Genomic DNA, 24,583 nt, shown 5'->3' with positions numbered 1-24,583 from the left:
CGCACACGTCAGTGGGGATTGGGCTCGCGGTGCGGGGGCTGTTCCGGGGCCGGCAGGTGCTTCGGCGGTGGGACCGGGCGGGCCGTGGCGACTCCCGGGCGGAGCGTGAGCGGGTCACCGTGGTGACGGATCGTCAGGGTCGGCCCGTCGAGGAGCGAGTACGTGGCGCTCTGCTGGGTCACCTCCACGCGCAGCCGGCGGCCGCGGAACTGGAGTGTGAAGGCGAGGCGGCTGAACTTCTCCGGCAGCCGCGGCGAGAACCACAGCTCCTCACCGGCCCTGCGGGTGCCGCCGAACCCGGCCACCAGCGCCAGCCAGGTACCGGCCAGGGAGGCGATGTGCAGCCCGTCGCGGGTGTTGTGCTCCAGGTCCTCCAGGTCCATGAGGGCGGCCTCGGCCGCGTAGTCGTAGGCCAGGCGCAGATGGCCCGCCTGGGCGGCGATGACGGCCTGCACACAGGCCGACAGTGAGGAGTCCCGCACGGTCAGCGGCTCGTAGTAGGCGAAGTTGCGGGCGATGTGCTCCTCGTCGAACTCGCTGCCGCAGGTGTACATCGCCAGCACCAGGTCGGCCTGCTTGATCACCTGCTTGCGGTACAGGTCGAAGTAGGGGAAGTGCAGCAGCAGCGGGTACTGGTCGGCGCGGGTGCCGGCGAAGTCCCAGCGCTGGTAGCGGGTGAAACCCGCGTGCTGTTCGTGCACGCCCAGCTCGGCGTTGTACGGGAGGTTCATCGCCTCGGCCGCGTCCCGCCAGGTGGCGCTCTCCTCGTCGTCGGCGCCGAACCGCTCCGCCTCCTTCGGATGGCGTTCGACGACGTCGGCCGCGGCCAGCAGGTTCGCCCGGGCCATCAGGTTGGTGTACGTGTTGTCGTCGGCGATCGCGCTGTACTCGTCGGGGCCGGTGACACCGTCGATGTGGAAGGTGCCGTGGTGGTCGTGGTGCCCCAGGGAGCGCCACAGCCGGGCCGTCTCCACCAGCAGTTCCACTCCGGTGTCGCGTTCGAAGTCCTCGTCGCCCGTCGTCGCGACGTGGCGCACCACGGCGTGCGCGATGGCGGCGTTCACGTGGAAGGCGGCGGTGCCCGCCGGCCAGTACGCCGACCCCTCCTGGCCCTCGATGGTCCGCCAGGGGAACGCGGCGCCGCGCAGGCCCAGCTGGGCGGCGCGCTCCCGGGCGGCGGGCAGGGTGTTCTGCCGCCAGCGCAGCGCCTCGGTCACGGCGTCGGGCGAGGTGTAGGTCAGCACGGGGAGCACGAACATCTCGGTGTCCCAGAAGGCGTGCCCGTCGTAGCCGGAGCCGGTCAGCCCCTTGGCCGCGATCGCCCGTTCCTCGGCGCGGGCGCCGGCCTGAAGGACGTGGAAGAGGGCGAAGCGCACGGCCTGCTGGATCTCCTCGTCGCCGTCCACCTCGACGTCGGCACAGGACCAGAAGTCGTCGAGGTACGCCCGCTGTTCATCGACCAGGCCGGTCCAGCCGCCGTGCGCGGCGGCCGCCAGGGCCGCGTCGACCTGGTCGCTCATCGCCGGCAGGGAGCGGGCGCCGGACCAGCCGTGCGCGACGAACTTCTCCACCCTCAGCGGCTGTCCCGGTTCGAGGACGGAGGCGACCGTCAACCGGGCCAGGTGGGGATGGCTCTCGCTGTCGGTCGTGGTGTGCTCGGGGCCGGAGATCACGTGGTCGGCGGCCACGGCCACCCGCAGGCCGCTGTGCCGGGTGCGGTGGACCAGCCGCAGCCGTTCGCCGGAGGCGAAGTCGTCCTCCGGCTCCAGCGGGGACTCCAGGGCCATCGCCGCGCGGGGGTCGCCGTCGGACTGCGGCATCTGCTCGTTGGCCACCAGCTCCGACTGGATGACCACGCGGGCCTGGGAGCCGACGGGCTCCACCTCGTAGGCGATCGCGGCGATCGAGCGCTGGGTGAGGGAGACCAGGCGGGTGGAGCGCACCCGGACCGTCGTGCCGGCCGGGGAGATCCACTCGCAGGTCCGCTCCATCACCCCGCGGCGCAGGTCGACGGTGCGCTCGTGGGAGACCAGCCGGCCGTAGCGCAGGTCGAACGGCTCGTCGTCGACGAGCAGCCGCAGCACCTTGCCGTTGGTGATGTTGATGAGCGTCTGGCCCGACTCGGGGTAGCCGTAGCCGGCCTCCGCGTACGGCAGCGGGTGCACCTCGTACACGCCGTTGAGGTAGGAGCCGGGCAGTCCGTGCGGTTCGCCCTCGTCGAGGTTGCCGCGCCAGCCGATGTGCCCGTTGGACAGCGCGAAGACGGACTCGCTCTGGGCGAGGACGTCGAGGCTGAGTTCCGTCTCGCGTACGGTCCACGGCTCGACGGCGTACGAACGGTGGGTGATCACGCGGTTCCTCCTCCCGCGCCGAGAAGTTCGGCGAGGTCCTTGACGACCACGTCGGCGCCGTGCGCGTACAGCGCGTCGCGCTGGCCCACGCGGTCGACGCCGACGACGTATCCGAAGCGGCCCGAGCGGCCCGCCTCCATGCCGGCCAGCGCGTCCTCGAAGACGGCGGCCCGCCCGGCGTCGACGCCGAGGTCGCGGGCGGCGGCCAGGAAGGTGTCGGGCCGGGGCTTGCCGGGCAGCGCGCGTTCGCGGGCGACCACTCCGTCGATGCGGACGTCGAAGAGGCGTTCGGCGTCGATGGAGCGCAGGACGTCCCGGGTGTTGGCGCTGGAGGAGACGATCGCGGTCCGCAGGCCCTTGGCCCGGACGGCCCCGATGTAGCGCAGGGTGCCCTCGTACGCCTCCACACCCTCGGTACGGATTTTCTCCAGGAGGAGTTCGTTCTTGCGGTTGCCGACCCCGTTGACCGTCGGGGCGTCCGGCGGGTCGTCGGGGCTTCCCTCGGGCAGTTCGATGCCGCGGGAGGCGAGGAAGGTGCGCACCCCGTCGGCGCGGGGGCGGCCGTCGACGTACTCGTCGTAGTCGGCGACCTGGTCGAAGGGCCGGAAGCCGACGCCCTCCCGCTCGCGCAGGAAGGCGTCGAACGTCTCCTTCCAGGCGACCGCGTGCACCACGGCCGTCTTGGTGACCACCCCGTCGAGGTCGAAGAGGCAGACGGTGATGTCTTCGGGCAGACCGAGCTGTGTCATAAAGGCACCTTTCCCCGCATCGCGGCTTTGAGAGGGTGTCGGGTGCCACATCCGGCCGATGCCACATCCGGCGTTCTCCGACGTTCAGTCGCGGCGAACGGTCGTCAGTCCCGCGGCCATCGTGCTCCCGGCGGCGGGCGTACGCCGGTTGCGCGGGCGCGTCCTCCCCTCGGCGCCGGGATCCGCCCCCGCCAACCGGGTGACACACTGTGCCGCATGCCGCCGGCCTTCGACGACCTCCTCGCCCGTGCCCGAGCCCTACCCCGTGCCGGACACCGGGCGATCCTCGGTGTCGCGGGCAGCCCAGGCGCGGGCAAGTCGACCCTGGCCGAGCACCTGGTGCGGGCACTGAACGGGGACGGGGACGGGGAGCCATGGGTGGCCCACGTCCCGATGGACGGCTTCCACCTCGCCGACGTCGAACTCGACCGGCTCGGCCGCCGGGACCGCAAGGGCGCGCCGGACACCTTCGACGCGGCGGGGTACGCGGCGCTGCTGCGACGGCTGCGCGAGGAGCCGGACGAGACGGTGTACGCGCCCTGCTTCGACCGCGTCCTGGAGCAGCCCGTCGCCGGCACCGTCCCGGTACCCCCGTCGGCCCGGCTGGTGGTGACGGAGGGCAACTACCTGCTGCTGGACACCGGACTCTGGGCGCGGGTGCGGCCCCGGCTGGACGAGGTCTGGTTCTGCGAACTCGACGAGCCGGAGCGCGTACGCCGCCTGGTGGCCCGCCACGAGGAGTTCGGCAAGTCGCACCAGGAGGCGGTGGCCTGGGTCCTGGGCACCGACCAGCGCAACGCGGACCTGGTCGCGGCGACCCGGTCCCGCGCGGACCTGATCGTGCCGCGATCGGCCCTGCCGCCCCGCACCCGCGCGGCCTGAGCCCGCCCGGTCCCGGTCGTCCGGCGCGACGGGCGCCCCTGCCGCGTTGGACTATGTTGGGCCTCTGTGGGAGACAAAGGAGGCGCCTCGGTGCCATCGCCGCAGCAGGCACGCGCACAGGCGTCCGCGATCACCTCGGGAAAGTCGGTTCCACGGGCGGAGGCCGCCCCTACGTCCCAGCTCAGAACGATCTTCGACGGGCCCCATCTGTCTCCCGGGCAGCGCCGCATCGCCCAGTACCTGATCGAGAACATCACCGAGGCGGCGTTCATGTCGATCACGGAGCTCGCCGACCGGGTCGGCGTCAGTCAGCCGTCGGTGACGCGGTTCGCCGCGGCGGTGGGCTTCAGCGGCTACCCGGCGCTGCGCGAGAGGCTCCAGTCCATCGCGCTGCGGACGCTGGCGGGCGGGCCGGGCACGGCCGTGCAGGACCGGAGCAACGAACTCCAGGCGGCCGTCGACGCGGAGATCGGGAACCTGGAGAACCTGCGCCGGGACTTCGCCGACCCCGGCCTCGTGATCGACACCGGTCGCGAGTTGTCGCGCTCGACCCCGCTGACCGTGCTCGGCCTGCGCATCTCGGGGTCGCTCGCCGAGTACTTCGCCTACGCGGCGCGGCGCATCCATCCGGACGTGCGGCTGGTGACCCGCGGCGGCAGCGTCGCCTACGACGCGCTGTTGCAGGCCCGGGAGGCCGGCGGTACCTGGGTGCTGGCCTTCTCCATGCCCCGGCACGCCCACGAGACCCTGGCCGCCGTACGGGTCGCCCGCGACGCCGGACTCAAGGTGGCCGTGATCACCGACCTGGCGCTCGGGCCGGTGGCCGACGAGGCCGACGTCACCTTCGCCACCGGGACCGGGTCCCGCCTGGTCTTCGACTCCTACGCGGCGCCCGGCGTGATGTGCGCGGCTTTGCTCCAGGCCATGACCGACGCCGACCCGGAACGGACCCACGCCCGGCTGGAGGAGTACGAGCAGATCGCCGACCAGCACCACTTCTTCCTCCGGGACTGACCGGGCTCACCACCGGTCTTCCACGGTCGGCGCGGCATCGGAGGACCGCCGTTTCCTGGCGGGCAATGCAAGCGGGCGTGAATGTTTACATACTCCTTGCCAACCGAACGGCATATATAAATACTGCTCACGGATCACGGCCCGGCCCAACCCCGGTACGTGCCACACCCTGCACGGGCACTCCGAGCCGCCGTCTCCCACCGGCGTCGGCACACGGGGTGCCGGGTCGGGCATCGCCTGCGCGAACGCCCGCGGCGGCCCCGGTCATCCCCTAGGCCGGGGCCGCTCACCTCGTCGTACCACCCCTTCACGACGCCGCACACCCGGAAGCGATGACCATGCCCCCGACGACCACGCGCCTCAGCCCGGACTGGCCCCGCCAGGTCAAGACCCCCGGCAGCTACGACTGGGAACGCTCCGCGGCCAAGTGGCTGCGCGAACTGGTCCCGGCGCGCTACGGCAGCTACCCCGCGCTGATCCGCCACCCGGTGCTGCTCGCCCGCCATGCGCGGATACAGGTCGAGCAGGAGATCCGGGTGGCCCGCACCGCCCTCCAGACCGCGCGCACCGAGCTGCCCCGGTTGGGCATGCCCGAGTCGGTCATCGAGCACACGATCAAGCTGTACGCCGCCGAACTGCTGCAACTCCAGCACATCGCCCGCAGCGTCCGCGCGGTGACGGAGGCACTCGTGGAGCGCGCCGGACATCGGTGAGACGTCCCGGCCGCGCCCACCACGCCCAGGGTCGCGTGTGAATCCGGGCCGGCAATCCGGTGATCGGACCGGCCGGTATGTGCGATGCTCGACGCGTGACCAGCGAGCCCGCCGTTCCCGCGGAGTCCGGCACCGTCCCCGACACGGCGGCGCTGGCCAAGGTGGTGGCAAGGCAGCGGGCCGAGCTCGACCGGCTCCAGGACCAGGCGGCGGCCTCGGCCGTACTGGAGCGGGCCGAGGGAGCGCTGATGGCGCTGACCGGCTGCGCCGCGGAGGCCGCGTACGAGGAGCTGCTGGCGCGGTCCAGGGCCGCGAACCGCACGCTCATGGAGGAGTGCTGGATCACGCTCGGCGCCCTTCGGTCCCGGCCGGACCACGCCGGCCCCGAGCCGGCCACCCCACCCCCCGCACCCGCGGGCGCCGCGGCCTCCCCCGCACGGCCCGCACCCTCCGACGCGGGGCCCGCACCCGCCGAGACCGGGACGGACGTCCCTGACGGAAGCGGCGGCTCGGACGTGCTCGCCGTGCTCGGCCGGGCCCTCGTCCGTGTCGGCACCCCGCGGGACCTCGCCCGGTGCCTGCTGGACCACCTCGCCGTGCCCGCGGGGGCCGCCGCGGTGATGATCTACCGGCGGCTGCCCGCCGGAGAGCTGAGGCTGATCGGCCACGCCGGCATCGACGACGTGTTCGCCGACCTGTGGCGGCACGTGCCCCCGGTCAGCGGGGTGGCCGCGCGCCACGCCCTCGACACCCGCGAGGAACTGTGGCTGGAGGACCTCGCCGAGGACAGCAAGCGGTACCTGCCGATCGGGGGCCCGGCCGGACCGTGGCTCACCCGCGCCTGGCTGCCCGTGCTCAACGGGGACGCGGCGGACGCCGTCATCGGTGTGCTGCGCGACCGCCCCGGCCCGTTCCTCCCGGACGTCCGGGAGCTGTTGCGCGGAGTGACCCGGCTGTGCGCGGGCCGGCTGCGCGCCTTCGCCGCCCGGCCGGAGCCCGCCGTGGCGGGCACCGCGGACGGCGCCGAGGCGGTGGTCCGCGCGCTGTTCGACGCGCTGCCCGGCACCACACTGCTGCTCACCCCGCTGCGGTCACCGTCGGGCGAGGTCGAGGACTACCGCATAGACGCCGCGACGGCGCAGACCGTCGACACGGTCGGCCGCGGCGGACGCGAACTGGTCGGCCGGCGGCTCCTCGAATGCTGGCCGGCCGCCGCCCGGGAGCCGCTGTGGCAGGGCTGGCTGGACACGCTGACCGGCGGGGAGCCCTACGAGGGCGAGCCGTTCGCGCGGCAGGAACTGGTGGCGGGTGGGCAGGAGTTGTCCACGTACTCGGTGCGGGCCGCCCGCCTGGGCGACGGACTGGTGGTCACCTGGCTGCGGCACGAGTCCTCCGACCGGCAGGAGCAGCGCCTGGCGGACATCCAGCGGCTGGGCCACCTCGGCTGGGCCACCTGGAACCTGGTCACCCAGGAGTCGGTCTGGTCGTACCAGGTCTACGAGTTGTGCGGCCGCGACCCCGGCGACGGACCGGTCCGCCTGGCCGAGCTGCCGGAGCTCGCCCTGCCCGAGGACGCACCCGGGCTGGCCCGGGTGGTGCGCGAACTGCTCACCGAGGGCAAGCCGTTCGACGTGCCGTTCCGGATCAGGACGGCGGCCGGGGTACGGCATCTGCGGCTCGTCGCCGAGGCCGTCCCGGACGCCGAGGGCACACCGGTCCAGGTGCACGGCTTCGTACAGGACCTCACCGCGCAGCGCAGCGCCGAACTCGCCCTCGTCGAGAGCGAGCGGGCGATCCTGGCGCAGCACGGGATCCTCCAGGCCGAGCGGACGCTGGCGGGCCGGCTCCAGCACGCGCTGCTGCCGCTGCCGCGGCGGCCCGTGCGGCTGGCCGGGCTGCGGGTCGACGTGGCCTATCTGCCCGCGCAGTCCGGTATCCACGTCGGCGGTGACTGGTTCAGCGCGATCGAACTGCCGGGCGGTGACGCGCTGTTCGTGATCGGCGACGTCGCCGGGCACGGCATCGACGCGGTGGCCACCATGGCCCAACTCCGTTTCACGGCCAAGGGCATGATCTTCACCGGTTCGGCGCTGACGGACGCGCTCCTCGGGCTGAACACCCTGCTGCTCCACTCCCGGGACACCCGTCGCACGGCCACCATGGTGCTGGCCCGCTACAAGCCGGCCGAGCGCCGTCTGCTGTGGGCCCAGGCGGGACACCCGCCGCCGCTGCTGCTGCGCCGGGGCGAGCCCCGCTACCTCGACCGTCCGCGCGGTGTCCTGCTCGGGGCGACCGGAACCCCGGCGTTCGAGGAGGCGGAGTGCCGGCTGGAGCCGGGAGACCGGCTGCTGCTGTACACCGACGGCCTGGTCGAGCGGCCCGGGGAGGGCATCCAGGAGGGCCTGGAGCGACTCGCCGCGGCGGCCGCGACCGGCCGCGGCGGCCCGGCCGGGGCGCTGGGGCCGCTGCTGGCCTCGATGCTGGAGGGCGAACGCCGCGACGACGTCTGCGTCCTGGACCTCCGGGTGCCCGCTCAGCCGGTGTAGGCCCCGCTCGCCGCGGCCCTCACCGCACCGTCCGCCACGGCCGCCGGGTGACGCCGGTCCGGCGCGGCCGCCTCCGACCGGTTCATCCGCCGTCGACCGTCGTACGGGACTCCAGCGCGCGGCGGGTGTCGTCGCCGTAGACGCCGGTCTCGTCGCCGCTGATGCCGTACCAGAGCTGGAAGCGGGCGACGGCCGCCTTCAGTTCGCCGTCGTAGCGGCCGTCGGCGGAGCCGTCGCGGTAGACGTCCGGGACGCGCAGGAGGCGTTCTTGCAGTTCGGTGACCTCCGGGCCGCTGTCGCCCTCGCGCAGGGTGCCGGGGCCGTCCGGATCGGCCGGCGCGGTGCCGCTGTCGGTGGGGGTCGCGGCCCGGGTGGGCGTGGCGGCGCTCGCGGACGGTCGGGGTGGGGCCGCCGCCGCGCCGGCGGCCTCGCCCCGGGCGGGCAGCAGGAGGGCGCAGCCGAAACCGAGCAGCGCGGCCGAGGCCACGGCGACCGCGACGGCGGCCCCGCGCAGTGAGCGCCCCGCCGCGTCCGGCTCCCGGACCGGCGCCCGGCGGCGTGCGGGACCTCGAGGTGCGGGGCCCCGGGGTGCGGAACTCCCGGCCGGTGCGGCCGGGAGTTCCTCGGTCGCCGCGTCCTCGACGGATCCGTCGGGCGGCCCCGGCGGATTCTCGCCGCCGGTGTCCCGCTGGTACTCCCTGAACTCCCTCATGAGCTCGGCGAGGGCGTCGGTCCGTCTGGGCCGGATGACGCGTACCGGCTCCAGGGGCGCCCCGCCGTGCGGCTGTCCGTGTCCGGGCGGTGTCGACACACTGCACTCCTCACGCTCTGCGTCCGGGCCCCGTCCCGAGGAGTGATACGCGGCCGCCGCCCGGCCGGTTCAGCGCCGCCCGTGGTGCGGCGGGCGGTGGCGGCTCACCCGGTGGCGGCGAGAAAGCGGCGCAGGGAGGACTTCATCGCGGCGACGAAGGCGTCCCGCCCTGTGTCGTCGACGGCGTCCAGGGACAGGTACGGGTTGAGGTCCTCCAGTTCGACCAGCAGCAGTTCGCCGCTCGGGGCGCGGCAGGCGTCGACCCGCTGGATGCCGTGGGCGAGGGTGTTCCATTCGACGAAGCTCCGGGCGAACTCCAGGTCCTCGCGGGAGGGTTCGTAGGGGCGCAGCTCCCAGCGCCGTTCCGGGTCCGGGGCGTGGAGGGCGTACTGGAAGTCGTGGTCGACGAAGTAGAACGAGACCTCGTAGGCGAAGTCGATGTGCGGCTGGACGAGGAGGCCGCCGTCGGCCAGGCCGGGCAGTTCCCCGGCGGGGACGATGCGCAGGCCTATGGAGTCGGCGCCCAGCTTGGGCTTGACCACGTAGCGGTCGGCCGCGGGCAGCCGGTGCAGGTCCTCGGGACGGTCGACGGTGGGGATGACCGGGCGGCCGGCGGCGCTGAGGTCGAGCAGGTACTGCTTGCCGGCCATGTCCGCGCGGCCGGTGAGCGGGTTGTAGACCGGTGTCTTCCGCTCCAGGGCCCGGGTCCGGAAGTCGTCGTAGGCCGCCTGGTACTCCAGGACGGGTCCGCTGTTGCGCACGACGACGGCGTCGAAGGCGTCCATCAGCGCGGCGGCGTCCCGGGGGTGGCACAGGGCCAGGTCGAAGTCCTCGCGCAGGCGCGAGGTGAGCCGGATGTCCTCGTCGCAGTAGCGGCGCCCGCGGGCCGGGTACGCCAGGTCGGTGACGTAGAGCAGACGGGAGCGAACGGGCGGCATGGGCGTCTCCTGGAACGTGGTGTCCGGTGGGACGGACGAGGAGCGGGAGAAGGTGGGGAAAGGTTACTGCGCCCACCGCCCGATGCTCCCCCTTGCACTCGGTTCCCCCATCAGCTGCACCGAGTGCCAGCTACGCCCGTCCGGATGCTACGTTCCCGTCCATGAGCTCCAGCAGCGCCGCGTCCCGCCGCGGTGAGAAGGCGCGGACGGCCGCCGGGCGGACGCCCATGCGGGAGGCCCTCGTGGCGGCGGCGTTCCGGCTGTTCCTGGAGCGCGGCTACGAACAGACCACCGTCGACGACATCGTGGCGCTCGCCGGCGTCGGACGGCGGTCGTTCTTCCGCTACTTCCCCTCCAAGGAGGACGTGGTCTTCCCCGACCACGAGCGGTACCTGGCCGACATGACGGCCTTCCTCGCCGCCGGCGGCGACGAGGACGAACCCGTGCGGCGGGCCTGCGACGCGGCCCGCCTGGTGCTGCGGATGTACGCCGAGAACCCGGCGTTCTCCGTCCAGCGCTACCGGATCACCAAGCGCGTACCGGGGCTGCGGGCGTACGAGTTGTCGGTGGTGTGGCGCTACGAGCGCGCGCTCGCCGGGTATCTGCGGACCCGCTTCGCGCAGCGGCGCGACGGGACGCTGCGGGCGGACGTGATCGCGGCGGCGGTGGTCGCGGCGCACAACAACGCCCTGCGCTCGTGGCTGCGTTCGGACGGCCGGGGCGACGCCGGTGCGGCGGTGGACCAGGCGCTGAACCATGTGCAGGCCGTCTTCTGCGACCCGGCCGCCCCTCGCGCCGGACGGCGGCCCGGGGCGGCACAGGAGGACGTGGTCGTCGTGGTCGCGCGGCGCGGAGCGCCCCTGTGGCAGGTGGTGCGGGAGGTCGAGACGGCGCTCGCGGAGGGTCGGCAGCTCCCGAACTGAGGGCAATTGAGGGTACGCAGTGCCTTTACGGGTGACACCCAGTGCCATACGCTGTGCGTGTGCACGGCGGCGCGACCACCGTGCACACGCGTGCCCAGGGGCGCCGCGCACAAGGGATTCCGGCCGAGCGCAGGGAGTTGACCAGCGTGTACTACCACTCAGGAAACACCGTTCCTGCGGCAGCGGGCTCCACGACCGGCCTTCTCGAGGCCGCGGCCCACGACTCGCGGGCCCTGTACTTCCAGCGCTGCACCTGGTGCGGGACGGCCGTGTACCACCGGCTGCTGTGCCCGGTGTGCCGGGGCAGCGACCTGCGCACCGAGCGCAGCGCGGGTACGGGCACGGTCCGCCACTCCACGGTGGTGAACCGCAACTCCCCCGCCGCGCGCAATGTGTCGCTGATCGAGCTGAGCGAGGGCTTCGTCGTACGGGGCCGGGTCATGGGGCCGCCCATCGGCATCCACGGCGGCGACCGGGTCCGGCTGTCCATGGCGAAGGACCCGGTGCGCGGCGAGCCGGTCTTCCAGCTGGTCGACGAGCCGTACGGCGCCTGGAGCTGACCGGCGGTCAACCGCCCACGACGTTGCCCGGCCGTCAACCACCTACGATGTCCGAGCGATCCCGCTCCGGCACACTGCCGGCGGCGAGGACCGGCCGGTCGCGCCCCGCGGGTCGGAGCGCCACGGCGGTGAGCGTCAGCACGGCGCACCCGGCGTAGACGCAGCCGGGCCAGGCGAGCAGCGCCGGATAGGCGCCGGGGTGGACCAGGTGGTCCTCGGCGCCGATCAGGAAGGGCACCACGCGGGCGACGGTGACCACGGCCCACCACGCGAGCACCACGCGGCTGAGCAGGCGGCCCCGGAGGGGTCCGTGGGCCAGCCAGATCATGGCGGGCAGGCACCAGATCCAGTGGTGGCTCCACGAGACGGGGCTCACCAGCAGCCCGTACAGCTCCACGGCGACCAGGACACCGAGCAGGTCGTGCCGTCGTACGGCGGAGCGCAGGGCACACACCAGCGCCACGGTCACCAGAGCGAGCACGGACCAGAGGACCACGGCGGCGGTGGTGTCCTGACCTAGCAGCCTGGCGACGGCACCGCGCAGCGACTGGTTGCGCACCGACCAGACCGGGCCGACCCTGCCGGTGTCCGTGACGAGCGTGGACCAGTAGCGGGCGGACTCGCGCGGGGCGACACCCCAGGCGAGCGCCGTCGCCGCCGCCGCGGCCGCGACCGCCCACGCGGCGGCCCGCCACTGCCGGGTCGCCAGCAGGTACAGTCCCCCGACGGCCGGGGTCAGCTTCACCGCCGCCGCCAGGCCCACCCCCGCTCCCCTGCCCGGCGCCGCGCGCGGCACGGCCAGGCCCCACAGGACCACGGCGCCCAGCAGCAGATTGACCTGACCCTGGTCGAGGGTGTGGCGCACGGGCTCCAGCCACAGCCCGACGGCGGCCCAGAGCAGAGCGCGCTGCCGGACCCGGCCGCCGGGACACGGGCCCAGCAGCCGCACCGCGCACACGGCGACGACGACCAGGGCCGCCACGGAAAGCGCCTGCCAGAGCGCGACCAGCGCCGCCCAGGGAAGCCGCGCGAGCGGCAGGAACACGAGTGCGGCGAAGGGCGGGTAGGTGAACGGCAGCCGCGGGATGGGCGGGGTGGTGCGCAGCGCGTAGTCGTACAGGCCGCCGGAGAGCACGTGTGGCGCGGCCTCGCGGTAGACGCGCAGGTCCAGCGGGTGAGTGGGGTGGGTGACGACGGCTACGACGTGCAGCGCCAGGGAGACGGCCAGGCACCAGCCGGCATGGCCGGCGAGCCACTGTCCGATCCCCCGAATCCTGGCCCAGATCCCTTGCACCGCACCAGCCCCGTCGTCTCGCAGCGCCCCGCACACTAGCCCAGCGGGTACCGCGTACGGCGGCTGCCACGCGGTCAGAGGGTCACGCGGATTCCGACGGTTCCTCCCAGACCGCGGCGCAGCCTGCTGCCCAGCAGGGTGAGGCGGCCGATCACGCCGTACTTGCGGGCGATCAGCCCGCGGTAGCGGGCGGTGGTGTCCGCGTCGCAGATCTCCGCCCGCGCCTCCACCTGTTCCCCGGTCGGATGCCCGCGCAGGTCGCAGGGGCCGACGAGGACGTCGGCGCGGTTGCGGATCCGCTTGACCTTCCAGGAGTCGGCGGTCGTCCACACACCGAGCGCGTCGCCGTCGCGCACCACCCAGACCGGGGTGGCGACCGGGGTGCCGTTCCTGCGATAGCTGGTGACGAGCAGGTACTTCCCCGCTCCGAGCCGCTCCACCAGGGTGTCGTCCATGCGCCGCAGTCTAGGCCCGGCGTGACAGTGGAAGACTCGGGCTGTGGTCCGGGACGACGAGGACGGGGCGGAGACAAATGATGCGGGACGGGGTGCGGGAGGTCGCCTGCGACGAGTCGGGGTCGGACGGTGAGAACCTCACCGACGGCAACACCGACGTCTTCGCGCACGCCAGCGTGCTGCTGCCGGTGGAGTCCGCCGCCGGGTGCGTGCGGGAGATACGGAACCGGATCCGCTCGCCCGCGGAGGAGTACAAGGCCGGCCATCTGCTGCGGGAGAAGCACCGGGCGGTACTGGAGTGGGTGCTCTCCCCTGCCGGGCCGCTGTACGGGCACGCCCGGGTGGACCTCACCGAGAAGGCGTTCTTCGTGGTGGACCGCGCCCTGGACCTGCTGCGCGGGGACGCGGCCGGGGCCGAGGCCCTGTACGGCGCGGGGCAGGAGGCCTTCGGCGCGGACGGATGGCGGCGGTTCCTGCGGGCGGCCAACCGGCTGCTGCGGGTCAGGAGCGACGCGGAGCCCGTGGACCCGGTGGACGGCTTCTTCGCCCATGTCGAGGAACTGCGGCGTGTGGAGGTTCCCGAACCGGCCGCGGCGGTTCTGGAGCGGCTGGCCGGCAGCCGGGAGCGCGCCGAGGCCTACCGGGCCCGGGTCACCGCCGGCCCGCCCCTGATCCCCGCGCTCAACCCGCTGCTGCCCGCGATCCTGCGGACGGCCGCGCTGTGGAGCGCGCCGCGAACCGCCGTGCGGCTCGTGCACGACCGGCAGAACATGCTCACTCCCGACCGCGTCGACTGGCTCCTGCGGACGGCCCGGCAGCGGGGCGTGGTCCTGGACGGTGTGGAACTCGTCCACTCGCGGCTGGACCCGCGGGTGCAGCTCGCCGACTTCCTCGCCGGCGTCGCCCGCAAGCTCGCCTCCGACGAGCTGAACGGCCGCGGCGACCCGGTGCTCACCGCGCTGCTGCGCCCCTACGTCGGTATCTCCTCCGTCTGGGGAGACGCCCCGAGCTGGGCCCGCCTCGGCCCGCTCCCGGACGGCCCCGGCCGGGAGGCGCGGGCCGGCTCGGGGGCGCGGCTCCCCTGTTGAGCGGGCGCGCCCGAAGAAGATCATCCGAGCGCTGAACACGGCAGTGCCGCGCCACGTATGGAGGAAGGGCGCTCAACGACCGTAGCGCCCCGCGGTGTTGAGACCGCGCGTTCGGGTTCGGGAGCCATGCATGGGGCACGCACGACGACGGGTCGTCCGGCGGGTGACACGGCTGACGGCCGTCGCGGGACTCCTACTGGGAGGAGCGATGGTCGCGCAGGCGGCGATGGCGAGCGAGCCTCCCGGCACCTTGGCCGCGCGCGGCTCCGCGGGGCCGGCCGGCACATCCGGCCCGTCCGGCGCCGACCTGGTGGCCCGGCTCGGCACCTCGCGCACGGCGGGCAGCTGGATCGGCTCCGACGGGCGCCCGGTGGTCGCCGTGACCGACGAGCGGGCGGCGGCGGAGGTGCGGCGGGCGGGCACCGAGGCGAAGATCGTGCGGCACAGCATGAACGAGCTGAAGGCGGCCACCGCGGCACTGCGCGCGGCGCCCCGGGTGGCCGGCACGGCCTGGACGTTGGACTACCGCGCCAACCGGGTGACGGTCGAGGGCGACAGCACGGTCTCCGCCGCCGACTGGGCCCGGATGACCGAGGTCGCCGGCAGGATCGGCGGCTTTGTGCGCATGGAGCGCACCGAGGGCGCCTTCACCACCCGTCTCAACGGGGCGCAGCCCATCCTGTCGACCGACGGGCGCTGCTCGGCGGGTTTCAACGTGACCGACGGGCGGACCGACTTCATCCTCACCGCTGGCCACTGCGGGCCCACCGGTTCCCTCTGGTTCGCCGACGGCCAGGGCGACCGGCAGCTCGGCAGGACGGTCGCCGGGTCCTTCCCGGGCGGCGACTTCTCGCTGGTGCGGTACGACTCCGGCAGCGCGGGCCAGGGCGCCGACGTGGTGGCGATCGGCGGCGGCAACGGCGTACGGATCACGAGGGCGGGCGATCCGGCCGTGGGGCAGCGGGTGTTCCGCAGCGGCAGCACGAGCGGGCTGCGCGACGGCGAGGTGACCGGCCTGGACGCGACGGTGAACTACCCCGAGGGCACCGTCACCGGTCTCATCCGGACCACGGTGTGCGCCGAGCCGGGCGACAGCGGCGGTCCGCTGTTCTCCGAGGGGATCGCCCTGGGGGTGACCTCGGGCGGCAGCGGCGACTGCACAAGGGGCGGTACGACGTTCTTCCAGCCGGTCACCAAGGCGCTGTCGGCGCTCGACGTGCGGCTGATCGTGTCCGACGCGCGGCAGGACACCGGGCAGAGCGCGGAGCCGTCCGCCCCGGCCACCCACAGCGCCATCGCCCCCGGCGCGGCCTCCCCCGGCTCCTCGGCGCCGGTGGCCGGCAGCGCCGACGGGACCACGCCGCTCTCCCGGCTCTCCGACCCCGAAAACGTCGGCCCCGGTCTCCTGATCATGGGGGGCAGTCTGATCGCCCTGGTGGCCACCCGCTGGATCCGCGCGGAACGGGACCGCAAGGCCTACCAGAGGTACTACTCGGCGACATGGAACTGACGGAAAGCACGGACGGCGGCGACGGCCGGACCGAAGACGGAGGTAGGAAGGAGAGGTCGGAGCCGGCTCAGGCCGCCCTGTCGGAGTGCGGGGCGGCCGCGGCCCACTCCATCACCAGGCGCTGGTACTCCTCGCGCTGCTCGGTGGTCAGTATCCCGCCCGACCTGCGCCACAGCGCCCGGATCTCCTCGTTGACCTCCGCGGCCGATCGCTCGGAGACGGGTTCAACACTGGTGGACATGCCGTGAAGCATATGCCGCCCGACGTGAAGGCGCTGTGAATAAGTACGAGCGATACAGACATATCGGACCGTGTCACTCATCACGTCAATTCGGCAGGTCACCGTCGTGAGTTCACACTCGACCGACGGGCCGCGGCGTCGGCCCGTACCTGTGCCGTCGGCCCGTGCCCGTGCCGTCAGGTGCCCGGCTTGCGCCCGTAGACGAACACGTCGTCGCCCTTCTTCAGCAGCGACCAGTACTTCTTGGCGTCCTTCGTCGTCATGTTGACGCAGCCGTGCGAACCCGGCGGGTTCCACATGCTCAGGCCGACGGAGTGGAAGGCCTGCCCGCCGTCGAAGAACTGACTGTAGGGCATCGGCACGTTGTAGACGGTCGAGACGTGGTCGATGTCCCGCCAGTAGATCTTCTTCAGGCCGGTGCGGGTCGTGTACCCCTTGCGTCCCGTGCGCACCGGCACCGGCCCGTAGACGAGCCGGCTGCCGTCCTGGATCCAGCTGAGCTGGAGGGTGAGGTCGACACAGGCTATGCGGCCCTTGTTGACCGGGCACTTGCCGCTCTTGTTGGGCTTCTTGCCGACGGCCTTCTGCTTGTTCATGAGGTTCATCACGCCCCAGGTGACGGAACCCGCGTAGCCGATGTTCGGCGTGATGCCGTGCTTGTTCTGGAAGGCCCGGATGGCCTTGCAGTCGGCGGCCGACTGCCGTCCGTCGACCGGCCGCCCGAGGAACTTCTCCACCTGCTTCTGGTACGGCCCCGCCTGCGTCGTGCAACTCGCCGCCTGCGCCGGTGCGGTACCGAGCGCGAGCGTGAGCGGCGCCACCAGTCCCGTGACGCCCAGTACGACCACTCCCCGCCTGCCGATGTCCCTCATAACGGCCTTGCCCCCTAGGTGCGTTCCGGCACTTCCCGACACCTAGACCCGTGGCGGGGCACATCGGTTGCAAAGCGGCGCGTGCCGAGACGAAACGGTGACACGCGCCCGGCGGTCGAGGCCGGGTCCGGGTCCGGGTCCGGGCCCGCTCAGGTGTCCCCCTCCTCCCGCTCCTCCTGAACGGCCGCGCGGAAAGCGGTGTTGACCGCGGTGAGGCCGCCGTCGACGGTCAGGGTGGTGCCGGTGATCCAGGCCGCGTCGCGGGAGGCGAGGAAGGCCACCGCGGCGGCGATGTCCTCCGGTTCGCCGACCCGGCCCAGCGGGTACAGGCCGCGGACGCGGTCGAGTTCGGCCTCCCGTCCCTCCCAGGCCGAGGTGCGGACCGTGCCCGGCACCACCAGGTTGACGCGGACGCCGCGGGAGGCGGCGTGTCCGGCGAGGGTGCGGGTGAGCGAGGCCAGCCCCGCCTTCGCCGCGCTGTAGCCGTGGTTGCCGAAGTCCTGGACGCCGTTGACCGAGCCGATGCTGACGATCGCTCCCCTGCCGCCCGCCGCCAGGTGGGGCAGGGCGGCGCGGCAGCAGCGGTAGGCACCGGTCAGGGTGATGTCGAGGTCGCGGGCCCACACCGCTTCCGGGTCGTCCTCGAACAAGGGGGTGTCGGGCGTGCAGTGGGCCGCGCAGTTGACCAGGACGTCGAGGGATCCGAAGACCTGGACGGCCAGGTCCACGGCCGCCTGGACCGCGTCCCGGTCCGCGACGTCCAACGCGTGCGCCCGCGCCGTGAGTCCGCGCTCACGCAGCGCCGCCGCCGTGTGCTCCGCCACGTCCCCGTCCAGGTCGGTGACCAGGACCCCGGCCCCCTCCTCGGCCAGCCTGCGCGCGGTGGCAGCGCCGATGCCCCGGCCCGCGCCGGTGATGAGAACCCCGTGTCCGTCGAACCGCCCACTGTCCGTCATGCGCCGAACCTACTTCCCCGAAGGGCCTCTCGGGCAGTCGGCGCGCAGCATCTCGTCGCTCCCGCGACCACCGCAACTCCCCACGCCCGTCCACGTCGTGGCCGGCGGGCCGGGAGATGCGACGCCGTGGTCGGAGCGGGGCCCGGTCAGCGGTAGCCGGTCGGGTCGGCGGGCCGGCCGGCGTCCTGGACCTCGACGAGGTACCGCCAGGCGTCGGGGCGGCTGCCGTCCAGGTCGGTGAAGCCGTAGTCCTGGGCGAGCCCGCCGCTGGAGAGGGAACGGCCGTTCCAGCGGGCCGCGTCCGGGTCCGCGGCCAGGGCGGCCACGGCGCGGCCCACATAGCGCGGGGTCTCGGAGATGGCGAAGTGCGGGACGCGGTCCAGGGCTTCGCGCCAGTTGTCCTCCCGGACCCCGAAGTGGTCGAGCATCAGCTCCGAGCGCAGCCAGCCGGGGGTGAGGGCCACCGCCGTGGCGCCGCGCGGGCCGAGTTCGTGGCCGAGTGCGAAGGCCATGCGCAGGACGGATGCCTTGGCGAGGTCGTAGAAGAAGTTGACGCGGTAGGTGTCCCGGTTGTACTCGGCGGTGCCGTCGGTCATCTCCACCACCAGGCCACCGGGGTGACGCAGCAGCAGTGGCAGGGCGTGATGGCTGGTGATCGCGTGTGTCTCCACCGCGAGCCGGAGCAGCCGCAGCCCCTTGTCGAGGTCGTGCTCCCACACCGGGGTGTCCCACGCGAAGAGGTGCTCCGCGCCCCAGATGTCGTTGACGAGGACGTCGAGACGGTCCTGCTCGCGCGCGATGCGGTCCACCAGGGCGCGGACCTGGCCGGGCTCCAGATGGTCGGCCGGTACGGCGATGCCGTGGCCGCCGGCCTCGGTGACCAGGTCGGCGGTGTCCTCGATGGTCTCGGGGCGGTCGTACTCCGAGCGGCGGGCGCGGGTGGTGCGTCCGGTGACGTAGACGGTGGCGCCGGCCGCGCCGAGCTCCACCGCGATTCCCCGTCCCGCTCCCCGCGTCGCCCCCGCGACCAGCGCGACCTTGCCTTCCAGTGGGCCCGGCATGTCCGACCTCCCGATGCGTCTTCCGTCGATGCCGTCATCGAGAGTGCCGGGGAAACCGGACACCTTCTGTCGCCTTTCGGCGCGGGAATCGGTGAAACGCGGGCGGGCCGCACGAGCGCCTTCCGGTCTCGTGCGGCCCGCCACCCGGGCTCCCGGCCCGGTTCTCCCGCGTCAGTGCCCGCGGGCGATCCACTCCTCCAGGTGCGGGGCCTCGGCGCCGATGGTGGTCGCGTCGCCGTGGCCGGTGAGGACCTTCGTCTCGGGCGGCAGTGTCAGCAGACGGTCGCGGATCGAGTCGATGATCGTCGGGAAGTGGGAGTAGGAACGGCCGGTGGCACCGGGACCGCCCTGGAAGAGCGTGTCGCCGGTGAAGACCACGCCGAGTCCGGGGTCGTACAGGCAGATCGCGCCCGGGGCGTGGCCGGGCGTGTGCAGGACCTTCAGGTCGGCGCCGGCCGCCTCGATGACCTGGCCGTCGACCAGGTGCTCGTCGGGGTCCCGGTTCGGGTGGGTCATCTTCCACAGCGGCAGGTCGTCGGCGTGCAGCCAGATCGTCGCGCCGGTGAGGTCGGCGAGCGCCGGGGCGGCGTTGACGTGGTCGTTGTGGGCGTGGGTGCACACGATGGCGGTCAGCCGGCGGTCGCCGACCGCGGCGGCGATGGCCTCGGCGTCGTGGGCGGCGTCGATGACGACGGCCTCATGGTCGTCGCCGACGATCCACACGTTGTTGTCGACGTCCCAGGTGCCACCGTCGAGCGTGAACTGCCCGGAGGTGACGAGGCGTTCGATACGGGCGGCCATCAGAGCACCACCACCGAGCGCAGCACGTCGCCGTGGTGCATCCGCTCGAACGCCTTCTCCACCTCGTCCAGTTGGATGGTCTCGGTGACGAACTTGTCCAGCGGCAGGCGTCCTTGCAGGTGCAGGTCGATGAGCATCGGGAAGTCCCGGGAGGGCAGGCAGTCGCCGTACCAGCTCGACTTCAGCGCCCCGCCGCGTCCGAAGACGTCCAGCAGCGGCAGTTCCAGCTTCATCTCCGGGGTCGGCACGCCGACCAGGACGACCGTGCCTGCCAGGTCACGGGCGTAGAAGGCCTGCCGGTACGTCTCGGGGCGGCCGACCGCCTCGATGACGACATCGGCGCCGAAGCCGCCGGTCAGCTCGCGGATGGCCTCGACCGGGTCGTTCTCCTTGGAGTTGACCGTGTGCGTGGCGCCCATGGTGCGGGCGGTCTCCAGCTTGCGGTCGTCGATGTCGACGGCGATGACCTTCGCCGCGCCCGCCAGGTACGCACCGGCGATCGCCGCGTCGCCGACACCGCCGCAGCCGATGACGGCGACCGAGTCGCCGCGGCCGACGTTGCCGGTGTTGATCGCCGCGCCGATGCCGGCCATCACGCCGCAGCCCAGCAGCCCGGCCACCGCCGGGGAGACCGACGGGTCGACCTTGGTGCACTGACCGGCCGCCACCAGGGTCTTCTCGGCGAACGCGCCGATCCCCAGCGCCGGGGAGAGTTCGGTGCCGTCGGTCAGGGTCATCCGCTGCCGCGCGTTGTGGGTGTCGAAGCAGTACCAGGGCCGCCCGCGCAGACAGGCACGGCACTTGCCGCACACGGCCCGCCAGTTGAGGATGACGAAGTCCCCGGGCGCGACGTCGGTGACGTCGTCGCCGACCGACTCCACGACGCCCGCGGCCTCGTGGCCGAGGAGGAACGGGAACTCGTCGTTGATTCCGCCCTGCTTGTAGTGCAGGTCGGTGTGGCAGACGCCGCAGGCCTGGATCCGCACGACGGCCTCTCCCGGCCCCGGATCCGGCACGACGATCGTCTCGACCCGCACCGGTTCGTTCTTGCCGGGTGCGATCACGCCGCGCACTTCCTGCGCCATGGTGGTGGTCCCTTCCGTCGAGCGGTGTACGTCCCCCGACCCTACGTCCGACTGATCGGTAAGGGACACCGAGGGGCCTCTGATCTGCGGGGACGGGCGGGGCGCGGGGGCCCGGCCCGCGGGGCGGAGGATCAGTGCTGGATGGGGGGAACCGGCCCGAAGACCGGCGAGACCAGGCCGGTGACCTGGCTCAGCCGGCCCACCTGGTTGAGATCGCGTACGCGGTCGGCCCCGGAGAGCTGTTCACAGACCGTGGGCAGTTCGGCCCGGTGGTCGGCCGGGACGCCGGTCCCGGGGAGCGAGCCGAGCAGGCCGAGGGGCTGGAGCCCGCCGACGGACGGGGCGCCCGCGGCGCTCGCGGGCAGCGCGGTCAGGCCCGTGACCGAGACGGCGAGTCCGACGGCGGCGACGATGCGGCGAGTGCGGATCATGCCCTCGGCAACACCGTCCGGGCCCGCCCGGACACGGGCCCGCGGCCGCGCTCACCCGTCAGGCTCAGCGCCCGGACCGGGCTTGCCGCGCCCGCCGGGGCGGAGGAGTCTCGAACTGTGAGGCCCGCCGCGGCCCGTCCCTCCCAAGGGTCGCGGCCCTTGCAGGAGGTCCCGTCATGTCCACCTCGGCAAGCCCCGCTTTCGACACCGACACGCTCCGCCGCGGCATCGAAGGAGACACGGCGGACACGCTGCTGTCGCTCTACACGGACGACGCGGAGATCCGCATCGTGGACCGCGACACCCAGCCCAGCAACCCCAAGGTCCTGCACGGCCGGGACGAGATCGCCACGATGCTCCAGGACGTCTACGGCCGCGACATGACGCACCGGCTGGAGCAGTGCGTCGTGCAGGGCGACCATGCGGCGTACGTGGAGTCCTGCCAGTACGCGGACGGCGGCCGTGTCCTCGCGGAGTCCATGGTCTCGTTGCGCGACGGCAGGATCGCCGAGCAGATACTGATCCAGGCATGGGACGAATAGGCAGGAGAGCCGCGAGGTTCCAGGTCAGCTCCCGTCTGACCTGGACCTTCTCGGCCCGCGCCGGCCTGGGCCGGCCCCACTCGGCCCGGTCGCGCCGGCCGGGGCCCGCGACCGCGGTGTCCCGCCTGGCGTCCGCCGCGCTGGTCCGCTCGCTGCTGCGGGCGGCGCGGCCGCGTCCGGACCGTACGGCGTTGCGCGGCCTTCGACCGCGGCGGGCCGTGTCGGTTAGGGTGAGGCGGGGCCGTGACTGGCGCTGAGGTGGAGCACCACCGGGGAGCGGCCCACGCAGAGTCGTGAGCCGCGCGCCTGGGCAATTCCCCGAACGCCCAGGAGTGGACCATGTCCCAGGCCCGTCCGATGGACGGCACCGCGCTCGCCCGCCGTGTCGTCGAGGAGACCGCGCGGAAGGCCGCCGCACTCACCGAGCGCACCGGTACGACGCCCTGTCTGGCGACGGTGCTGGTCGGTGAGGACCCCGCCTCCGTCACCTACGTACGGATGAAGCAGAACCGCTGCCGCAAGGCCGGTATCGACTCCCGCCATGTGGCACTGCCGGCCGCGACCACCACCGAGGAACTCGTCGACACGCTGCGGTCGCTGTCCAAGGATCCCGCCGTGCACGGCATCCTGCTCCAGCACCCCGTCGGCGAGCACATCGACGAGCGGGCCGCGTTCGAGGCGATCGCGCCCGAGAAGGACGTCGACGGGGTCACCTGCGCCTCGTTCGCGGCGATGAGCTTCGGTCTGCCGGGGTTCGTGTCCTGCACGCCCGGCGGCATCCTGCGGCTGCTGGACGCGTACGACGTCGAGCTGCGCGGCCGGCGTGCCGTCGTGGTGGGCCGCAGCGCGATCCTCGGCAAGCCCGTGGGGATGCTGCTGCTCGCGCGGGACGCGACGGTGACGTACTGCCACTCGCGGACCGCGGACCTACCGGCCGCCGTGCGTGAGGCGGACGTCGTGGTCGCCGCGGTGGGCCGGCCCCGGCTCATCCGCGGCGAGGACGTCAAGCCCGGCGCCGTGGTGATCGACGCGGGCTACAACCCGGGCAACGTCGGCGACGTCGACTTCGACTCCGCCGTGGCGCGGGCCTCGCTGATCACCCCGGTGCCCGGTGGGGTGGGCCCGATGACGATCGCCACACTGCTGGAGCAGACCGTGACGGCCGCCGCCCGGCAGCTCGGGGTGTGACCGGCGTACCGGGGCCGGAACAGGGGTGCGACACCCCTCGGGTCGTTCACGGGCGGCGGGCGGCCGCGCGGCCATACTGACCGTCGTGCGCGTAGCGATCATGACGGCGGGATCCCGGGGCGACGTCGCCCCCTTCACCGGACTGGGGCACGGCCTGGCTCTCGCGGGTCACGAGGTCACCCTGGTCACGCACGGATGCTTCGAACCGCTGGTCGCGGGCTCGGGCCTCGGCTTCCACCCGCTGCCGGTGGACCCGCGGGCCGAGTTGGAGTCCTCGCGCGGCCGGGGACTCCACCGCAGCGCCTCCGGCACGGGCAAGGTGCTGCGGGCCGTGGGGCTGGTGCGGGCGGCCATCGCCCGGATGACGGACGATCTGATCGCGGCGGCCGAGAAGAGCGACGTACTGCTGCTCGCCGGCTCGCTCGGGCCGGTCGGGCACGCCATCGCCGAGGCGATGAACCTGCCCAGTATTGGCGCCCATCTGCAACCCCTCTCCCCCACAAGGGAGTTCGCGCCTCCGCTGCTGGGCGGCGGTCACTGGGGCGGAACTGCGAACCGCCTCGCCGGACATGGAGTGAACCTGGCCGTGGAACGGGTCTTCTCGGCGGCCGTACCCGCCGTGCGGACCCGGCTGGGGCTGCCGCCCGCCCGCGCGGGCACCGGCCGCCGCATCCGCCGGGGGCAGCGCCGGCCGGTGTACCACGGCTTCAGCCCGCTCGTGGTGCCCAGGCCCCACGACTGGCGCAGTGGGCTCCAGGTGTGCGGGTACTGGTGGCCGTACGACCGTTACACCCAACTCCCCGACGGCCTGTGGGACTTCCTCGACGCGGGCCCTCCGCCGGTCTACGTGGGGCTGGGCAGCGCCACCGTGCCCGACCCCGGGCGGCTCAGCGACACCATCGTGCGCGCGCTGCGCCGGGCCGGACTGCGCGGTGTGGTCCAGCGGGGCTGGGCCGGGCTGGAGGCGTCCGGCGAGGACATGCTGACCATCGGCGAGGTCCCGCACTCGGCCCTGTTCCCGCGGCTGGCGGGCGTGGTGCACCACGCCGGTGCGGGCACGACCGCGGCCGGGCTGCGGGCCGGCGTCCCCGCGGTGCCCGTGCCCGTCCAGTTCGACGAGGGCTTCTGGGCCGATCGTCTCGTCGGCCTCGGCGTGGCACCCTGCTCGGTTCCGCTGCGCGGCCTCACCGCGGACAACCTCGCCGCGGCCCTGGTCCGCGCCACCCGTGGCCACGGACATCGTGAAAGGGCACGGGCCCTGGGCGCCCGAATCCGCGAGGAGAACGGCCTTGCACCGGTCCTGAACGCGGTCGAACAACTCGCCCGCTAGGTGTATTGACCTGAGGCGTTGTTGGTCACATTCCCGTCGTCCGCCCGAAGGGCGGGCCGCGCGGCGTCCGGTGCGTGCGATCGCACGGCGCCGGAGCGCCCTCGTGGCGGAGCAACGTGGGCGATCGGGCAACGCGGCTGGGGTCCCCCCTGCTCGAAGAGCTCGGGGGAGTGCGTGCAAGGCGTCGCACGGCAGGCGGGATGTGACGACAGGGCCCAAGGGCGCCGTCCTCCGCCCGCCCC

24 protein-coding genes and 1 riboswitch are annotated in these 24,583 nt (G+C 73.4%); of the genes, 11 read left to right on the top strand and 13 right to left on the bottom strand.

Annotated elements, in window-relative coordinates:
• Nucleotides 1-8: 8 nt before the first annotated feature.
• Complete coding sequence (locus tag ACFY3J_RS06040; protein WP_384181207.1) at nucleotides 9-2,351, bottom strand: glycoside hydrolase family 65 protein; 2,343 nt, start codon at nucleotides 2,349-2,351, stop codon at nucleotides 9-11.
• Nucleotides 2,348-3,100 (bottom strand): beta-phosphoglucomutase family hydrolase, encoded by a 753-nt coding sequence (locus ACFY3J_RS06035; protein ID WP_384181205.1) that lies wholly within the window; start codon nucleotides 3,098-3,100, stop codon nucleotides 2,348-2,350. Before ACFY3J_RS06035 ends, ACFY3J_RS06040 begins: the two co-directional genes overlap by 4 nt.
• 216 nt (nucleotides 3,101-3,316) lie before the next feature.
• Between ACFY3J_RS06035 and ACFY3J_RS06030 the strand changes: the two genes are divergently transcribed.
• The 4 genes from ACFY3J_RS06030 (at nucleotide 3,317) to ACFY3J_RS06015 (ending at nucleotide 8,255) form a co-directional block, all read left to right on the top strand.
• Nucleotides 3,317-3,982, top strand: coding sequence for a nucleoside/nucleotide kinase family protein (locus ACFY3J_RS06030; protein WP_384181204.1), 666 nt, complete (start codon nucleotides 3,317-3,319; stop codon nucleotides 3,980-3,982).
• A 90-nt stretch (nucleotides 3,983-4,072) separates the two neighbouring features.
• The gene (locus ACFY3J_RS06025) at nucleotides 4,073-4,996 is read left to right on the top strand and encodes a MurR/RpiR family transcriptional regulator (protein ID WP_390840378.1); all 924 of its coding nucleotides are present in this window, start codon (nucleotides 4,073-4,075) and stop codon (nucleotides 4,994-4,996) included.
• Between the two features lie 332 nt (nucleotides 4,997-5,328).
• Nucleotides 5,329-5,709 (top strand): hypothetical protein, encoded by a 381-nt coding sequence (locus ACFY3J_RS06020; protein WP_172632751.1) that lies wholly within the window; start codon nucleotides 5,329-5,331, stop codon nucleotides 5,707-5,709.
• A gap of 77 nt (nucleotides 5,710-5,786) precedes the next feature.
• Complete coding sequence (locus ACFY3J_RS06015) at nucleotides 5,787-8,255, top strand: SpoIIE family protein phosphatase (RefSeq protein ID WP_390840377.1); 2,469 nt, start codon at nucleotides 5,787-5,789, stop codon at nucleotides 8,253-8,255.
• A gap of 82 nt (nucleotides 8,256-8,337) precedes the next feature.
• Here the strand turns inward: ACFY3J_RS06015 and ACFY3J_RS06010 are convergent, their stop codons facing one another.
• Complete coding sequence (locus ACFY3J_RS06010) at nucleotides 8,338-9,066, bottom strand: peptidoglycan-binding protein (RefSeq protein WP_384181198.1); 729 nt, start codon at nucleotides 9,064-9,066, stop codon at nucleotides 8,338-8,340.
• Nucleotides 9,067-9,170: 104 nt separating this feature from the next.
• Nucleotides 9,171-10,004 carry a hypothetical protein gene (locus ACFY3J_RS06005; RefSeq protein WP_390840376.1) on the bottom strand — a complete coding sequence of 278 codons (834 nt, stop codon included), beginning with the start codon at nucleotides 10,002-10,004 and terminating at the stop codon, nucleotides 9,171-9,173.
• A 161-nt stretch (nucleotides 10,005-10,165) separates the two neighbouring features.
• Between ACFY3J_RS06005 and ACFY3J_RS06000 the strand changes: the two genes are divergently transcribed.
• Nucleotides 10,166-10,927, top strand: a complete 762-nt coding sequence (locus ACFY3J_RS06000; RefSeq protein WP_384181194.1) for a TetR family transcriptional regulator — start codon at nucleotides 10,166-10,168, stop codon at nucleotides 10,925-10,927.
• Between the two features lie 146 nt (nucleotides 10,928-11,073).
• On the top strand, nucleotides 11,074-11,487 hold the full coding sequence (locus tag ACFY3J_RS05995) for a Zn-ribbon domain-containing OB-fold protein (protein WP_384181308.1): 414 nt from the start codon (nucleotides 11,074-11,076) through the stop codon (nucleotides 11,485-11,487).
• Between the two features lie 34 nt (nucleotides 11,488-11,521).
• Here the strand turns inward: ACFY3J_RS05995 and ACFY3J_RS05990 are convergent, their stop codons facing one another.
• On the bottom strand, nucleotides 11,522-12,781 hold the full coding sequence (locus ACFY3J_RS05990) for a glycosyltransferase 87 family protein (protein WP_390840375.1): 1,260 nt from the start codon (nucleotides 12,779-12,781) through the stop codon (nucleotides 11,522-11,524).
• A gap of 74 nt (nucleotides 12,782-12,855) precedes the next feature.
• Nucleotides 12,856-13,236: a PPOX class F420-dependent oxidoreductase gene (locus tag ACFY3J_RS05985; RefSeq protein WP_141355390.1), complete on the bottom strand. Its 381-nt coding sequence runs from the start codon at nucleotides 13,234-13,236 to the stop codon at nucleotides 12,856-12,858.
• Between the two features lie 77 nt (nucleotides 13,237-13,313).
• Here ACFY3J_RS05985 and ACFY3J_RS05980 point away from each other — a divergent pair, with 77 nt between their 5' ends.
• Both ACFY3J_RS05980 and ACFY3J_RS05975 read left to right on the top strand, forming a co-directional pair.
• A complete protein-coding gene (locus ACFY3J_RS05980) occupies nucleotides 13,314-14,324 on the top strand; it encodes a DUF3800 domain-containing protein (protein WP_390840374.1) in 1,011 nt (336 codons plus the stop codon).
• 130 nt (nucleotides 14,325-14,454) lie between these two features.
• Entirely contained in the window at nucleotides 14,455-15,834 is a 1,380-nt protein-coding gene (locus ACFY3J_RS05975; RefSeq protein ID WP_390840373.1) for a S1 family peptidase, read from the top strand.
• 67 nt (nucleotides 15,835-15,901) lie between these two features.
• Here the strand turns inward: ACFY3J_RS05975 and ACFY3J_RS05970 are convergent, their stop codons facing one another.
• The 7 genes from ACFY3J_RS05970 to ACFY3J_RS05940 all read right to left on the bottom strand — a co-directional run bounded on the left by ACFY3J_RS05970 (nucleotide 15,902) and on the right by ACFY3J_RS05940 (nucleotide 21,281).
• The gene (locus ACFY3J_RS05970) at nucleotides 15,902-16,087 is read right to left on the bottom strand and encodes a hypothetical protein (protein ID WP_141355396.1); all 186 of its coding nucleotides are present in this window, start codon (nucleotides 16,085-16,087) and stop codon (nucleotides 15,902-15,904) included.
• 164 nt (nucleotides 16,088-16,251) lie between these two features.
• Nucleotides 16,252-16,947, bottom strand: coding sequence for a L,D-transpeptidase family protein (locus tag ACFY3J_RS05965; RefSeq protein WP_390840372.1), 696 nt, complete (start codon nucleotides 16,945-16,947; stop codon nucleotides 16,252-16,254).
• Between the two features lie 149 nt (nucleotides 16,948-17,096).
• The gene (locus tag ACFY3J_RS05960; protein WP_382621258.1) at nucleotides 17,097-17,903 is read right to left on the bottom strand and encodes an SDR family NAD(P)-dependent oxidoreductase; all 807 of its coding nucleotides are present in this window, start codon (nucleotides 17,901-17,903) and stop codon (nucleotides 17,097-17,099) included.
• Between the two features lie 146 nt (nucleotides 17,904-18,049).
• Nucleotides 18,050-18,964, bottom strand: a complete 915-nt coding sequence (locus ACFY3J_RS05955; RefSeq protein ID WP_384181184.1) for an SDR family oxidoreductase — start codon at nucleotides 18,962-18,964, stop codon at nucleotides 18,050-18,052.
• 171 nt (nucleotides 18,965-19,135) lie between these two features.
• Complete coding sequence (locus ACFY3J_RS05950; RefSeq protein WP_384181182.1) at nucleotides 19,136-19,765, bottom strand: MBL fold metallo-hydrolase; 630 nt, start codon at nucleotides 19,763-19,765, stop codon at nucleotides 19,136-19,138.
• Nucleotides 19,765-20,850, bottom strand: a complete 1,086-nt coding sequence (locus ACFY3J_RS05945; protein ID WP_225076613.1) for an S-(hydroxymethyl)mycothiol dehydrogenase — start codon at nucleotides 20,848-20,850, stop codon at nucleotides 19,765-19,767. The genes ACFY3J_RS05950 and ACFY3J_RS05945 overlap by 1 nt, the downstream gene beginning before the upstream one ends.
• A gap of 131 nt (nucleotides 20,851-20,981) precedes the next feature.
• Complete coding sequence (locus ACFY3J_RS05940; RefSeq protein WP_384181180.1) at nucleotides 20,982-21,281, bottom strand: hypothetical protein; 300 nt, start codon at nucleotides 21,279-21,281, stop codon at nucleotides 20,982-20,984.
• A gap of 176 nt (nucleotides 21,282-21,457) precedes the next feature.
• Between ACFY3J_RS05940 and ACFY3J_RS05935 the strand changes: the two genes are divergently transcribed.
• The 3 genes from ACFY3J_RS05935 to ACFY3J_RS05925 all read left to right on the top strand — a co-directional run bounded on the left by ACFY3J_RS05935 (nucleotide 21,458) and on the right by ACFY3J_RS05925 (nucleotide 24,341).
• Nucleotides 21,458-21,823, top strand: a complete 366-nt coding sequence (locus tag ACFY3J_RS05935) for a nuclear transport factor 2 family protein (protein ID WP_384181178.1) — start codon at nucleotides 21,458-21,460, stop codon at nucleotides 21,821-21,823.
• A 233-nt stretch (nucleotides 21,824-22,056) separates the two neighbouring features.
• A riboswitch (ZMP/ZTP riboswitch) is annotated at nucleotides 22,057-22,142 on the top strand.
• 20 nt (nucleotides 22,143-22,162) lie between these two features.
• Nucleotides 22,163-23,011: a bifunctional 5,10-methylenetetrahydrofolate dehydrogenase/5,10-methenyltetrahydrofolate cyclohydrolase gene (locus tag ACFY3J_RS05930; RefSeq protein WP_384181176.1), complete on the top strand. Its 849-nt coding sequence runs from the start codon at nucleotides 22,163-22,165 to the stop codon at nucleotides 23,009-23,011.
• Between the two features lie 100 nt (nucleotides 23,012-23,111).
• Nucleotides 23,112-24,341, top strand: a complete 1,230-nt coding sequence (locus ACFY3J_RS05925) for a glycosyltransferase (protein WP_382621267.1) — start codon at nucleotides 23,112-23,114, stop codon at nucleotides 24,339-24,341.
• Nucleotides 24,342-24,583 lie beyond the last annotated feature (242 nt).

The sequence above is a fragment of the Streptomyces sp. NPDC001231 genome (assembly GCF_042896885.1).
Lineage (GTDB): Bacteria > Actinomycetota > Actinomycetes > Streptomycetales > Streptomycetaceae > Streptomyces.
Note: the sequence above shows the minus strand (reverse complement) of the source record. Positions and strands in the feature narration are given on the sequence as shown.

Excerpts from the sequence above, each read along its gene's own strand:
- ACFY3J_RS06015 (WP_390840377.1), top strand. The coding sequence starts at position 5,787 with ATGTGCGATGCTCGACGCGTGACCAGCGAGCCCGCCGTTCCCGCGGAG.
- ACFY3J_RS05965 (WP_390840372.1), bottom strand. The coding sequence starts at position 16,947 with ATGAGGGACATCGGCAGGCGGGGAGTGGTCGTACTGGGCGTCACGGGA.
- ACFY3J_RS05975 (WP_390840373.1), top strand. The coding sequence starts at position 14,455 with ATGGGGCACGCACGACGACGGGTCGTCCGGCGGGTGACACGGCTGACG.
- ACFY3J_RS05985 (WP_141355390.1), bottom strand. The coding sequence starts at position 13,236 with ATGGACGACACCCTGGTGGAGCGGCTCGGAGCGGGGAAGTACCTGCTC.
- ACFY3J_RS06030 (WP_384181204.1), top strand. The coding sequence starts at position 3,317 with ATGCCGCCGGCCTTCGACGACCTCCTCGCCCGTGCCCGAGCCCTACCC.
- ACFY3J_RS05955 (WP_384181184.1), bottom strand. The coding sequence starts at position 18,964 with ATGCCGGGCCCACTGGAAGGCAAGGTCGCGCTGGTCGCGGGGGCGACG.
- ACFY3J_RS05980 (WP_390840374.1), top strand. The coding sequence starts at position 13,314 with ATGATGCGGGACGGGGTGCGGGAGGTCGCCTGCGACGAGTCGGGGTCG.
- ACFY3J_RS05945 (WP_225076613.1), bottom strand. The coding sequence starts at position 20,850 with ATGGCGCAGGAAGTGCGCGGCGTGATCGCACCCGGCAAGAACGAACCG.
- ACFY3J_RS05960 (WP_382621258.1), bottom strand. The coding sequence starts at position 17,903 with ATGACGGACAGTGGGCGGTTCGACGGACACGGGGTTCTCATCACCGGC.
- ACFY3J_RS06035 (WP_384181205.1), bottom strand. The coding sequence starts at position 3,100 with ATGACACAGCTCGGTCTGCCCGAAGACATCACCGTCTGCCTCTTCGAC.
- ACFY3J_RS05935 (WP_384181178.1), top strand. The coding sequence starts at position 21,458 with ATGTCCACCTCGGCAAGCCCCGCTTTCGACACCGACACGCTCCGCCGC.
- ACFY3J_RS05950 (WP_384181182.1), bottom strand. The coding sequence starts at position 19,765 with ATGGCCGCCCGTATCGAACGCCTCGTCACCTCCGGGCAGTTCACGCTC.
- ACFY3J_RS06000 (WP_384181194.1), top strand. The coding sequence starts at position 10,166 with ATGAGCTCCAGCAGCGCCGCGTCCCGCCGCGGTGAGAAGGCGCGGACG.
- ACFY3J_RS06005 (WP_390840376.1), bottom strand. The coding sequence starts at position 10,004 with ATGCCGCCCGTTCGCTCCCGTCTGCTCTACGTCACCGACCTGGCGTAC.
- ACFY3J_RS05925 (WP_382621267.1), top strand. The coding sequence starts at position 23,112 with ATGACGGCGGGATCCCGGGGCGACGTCGCCCCCTTCACCGGACTGGGG.
- ACFY3J_RS05930 (WP_384181176.1), top strand. The coding sequence starts at position 22,163 with ATGTCCCAGGCCCGTCCGATGGACGGCACCGCGCTCGCCCGCCGTGTC.
- ACFY3J_RS05970 (WP_141355396.1), bottom strand. The coding sequence starts at position 16,087 with ATGCTTCACGGCATGTCCACCAGTGTTGAACCCGTCTCCGAGCGATCG.
- ACFY3J_RS06020 (WP_172632751.1), top strand. The coding sequence starts at position 5,329 with ATGACCATGCCCCCGACGACCACGCGCCTCAGCCCGGACTGGCCCCGC.
- ACFY3J_RS05940 (WP_384181180.1), bottom strand. The coding sequence starts at position 21,281 with ATGATCCGCACTCGCCGCATCGTCGCCGCCGTCGGACTCGCCGTCTCG.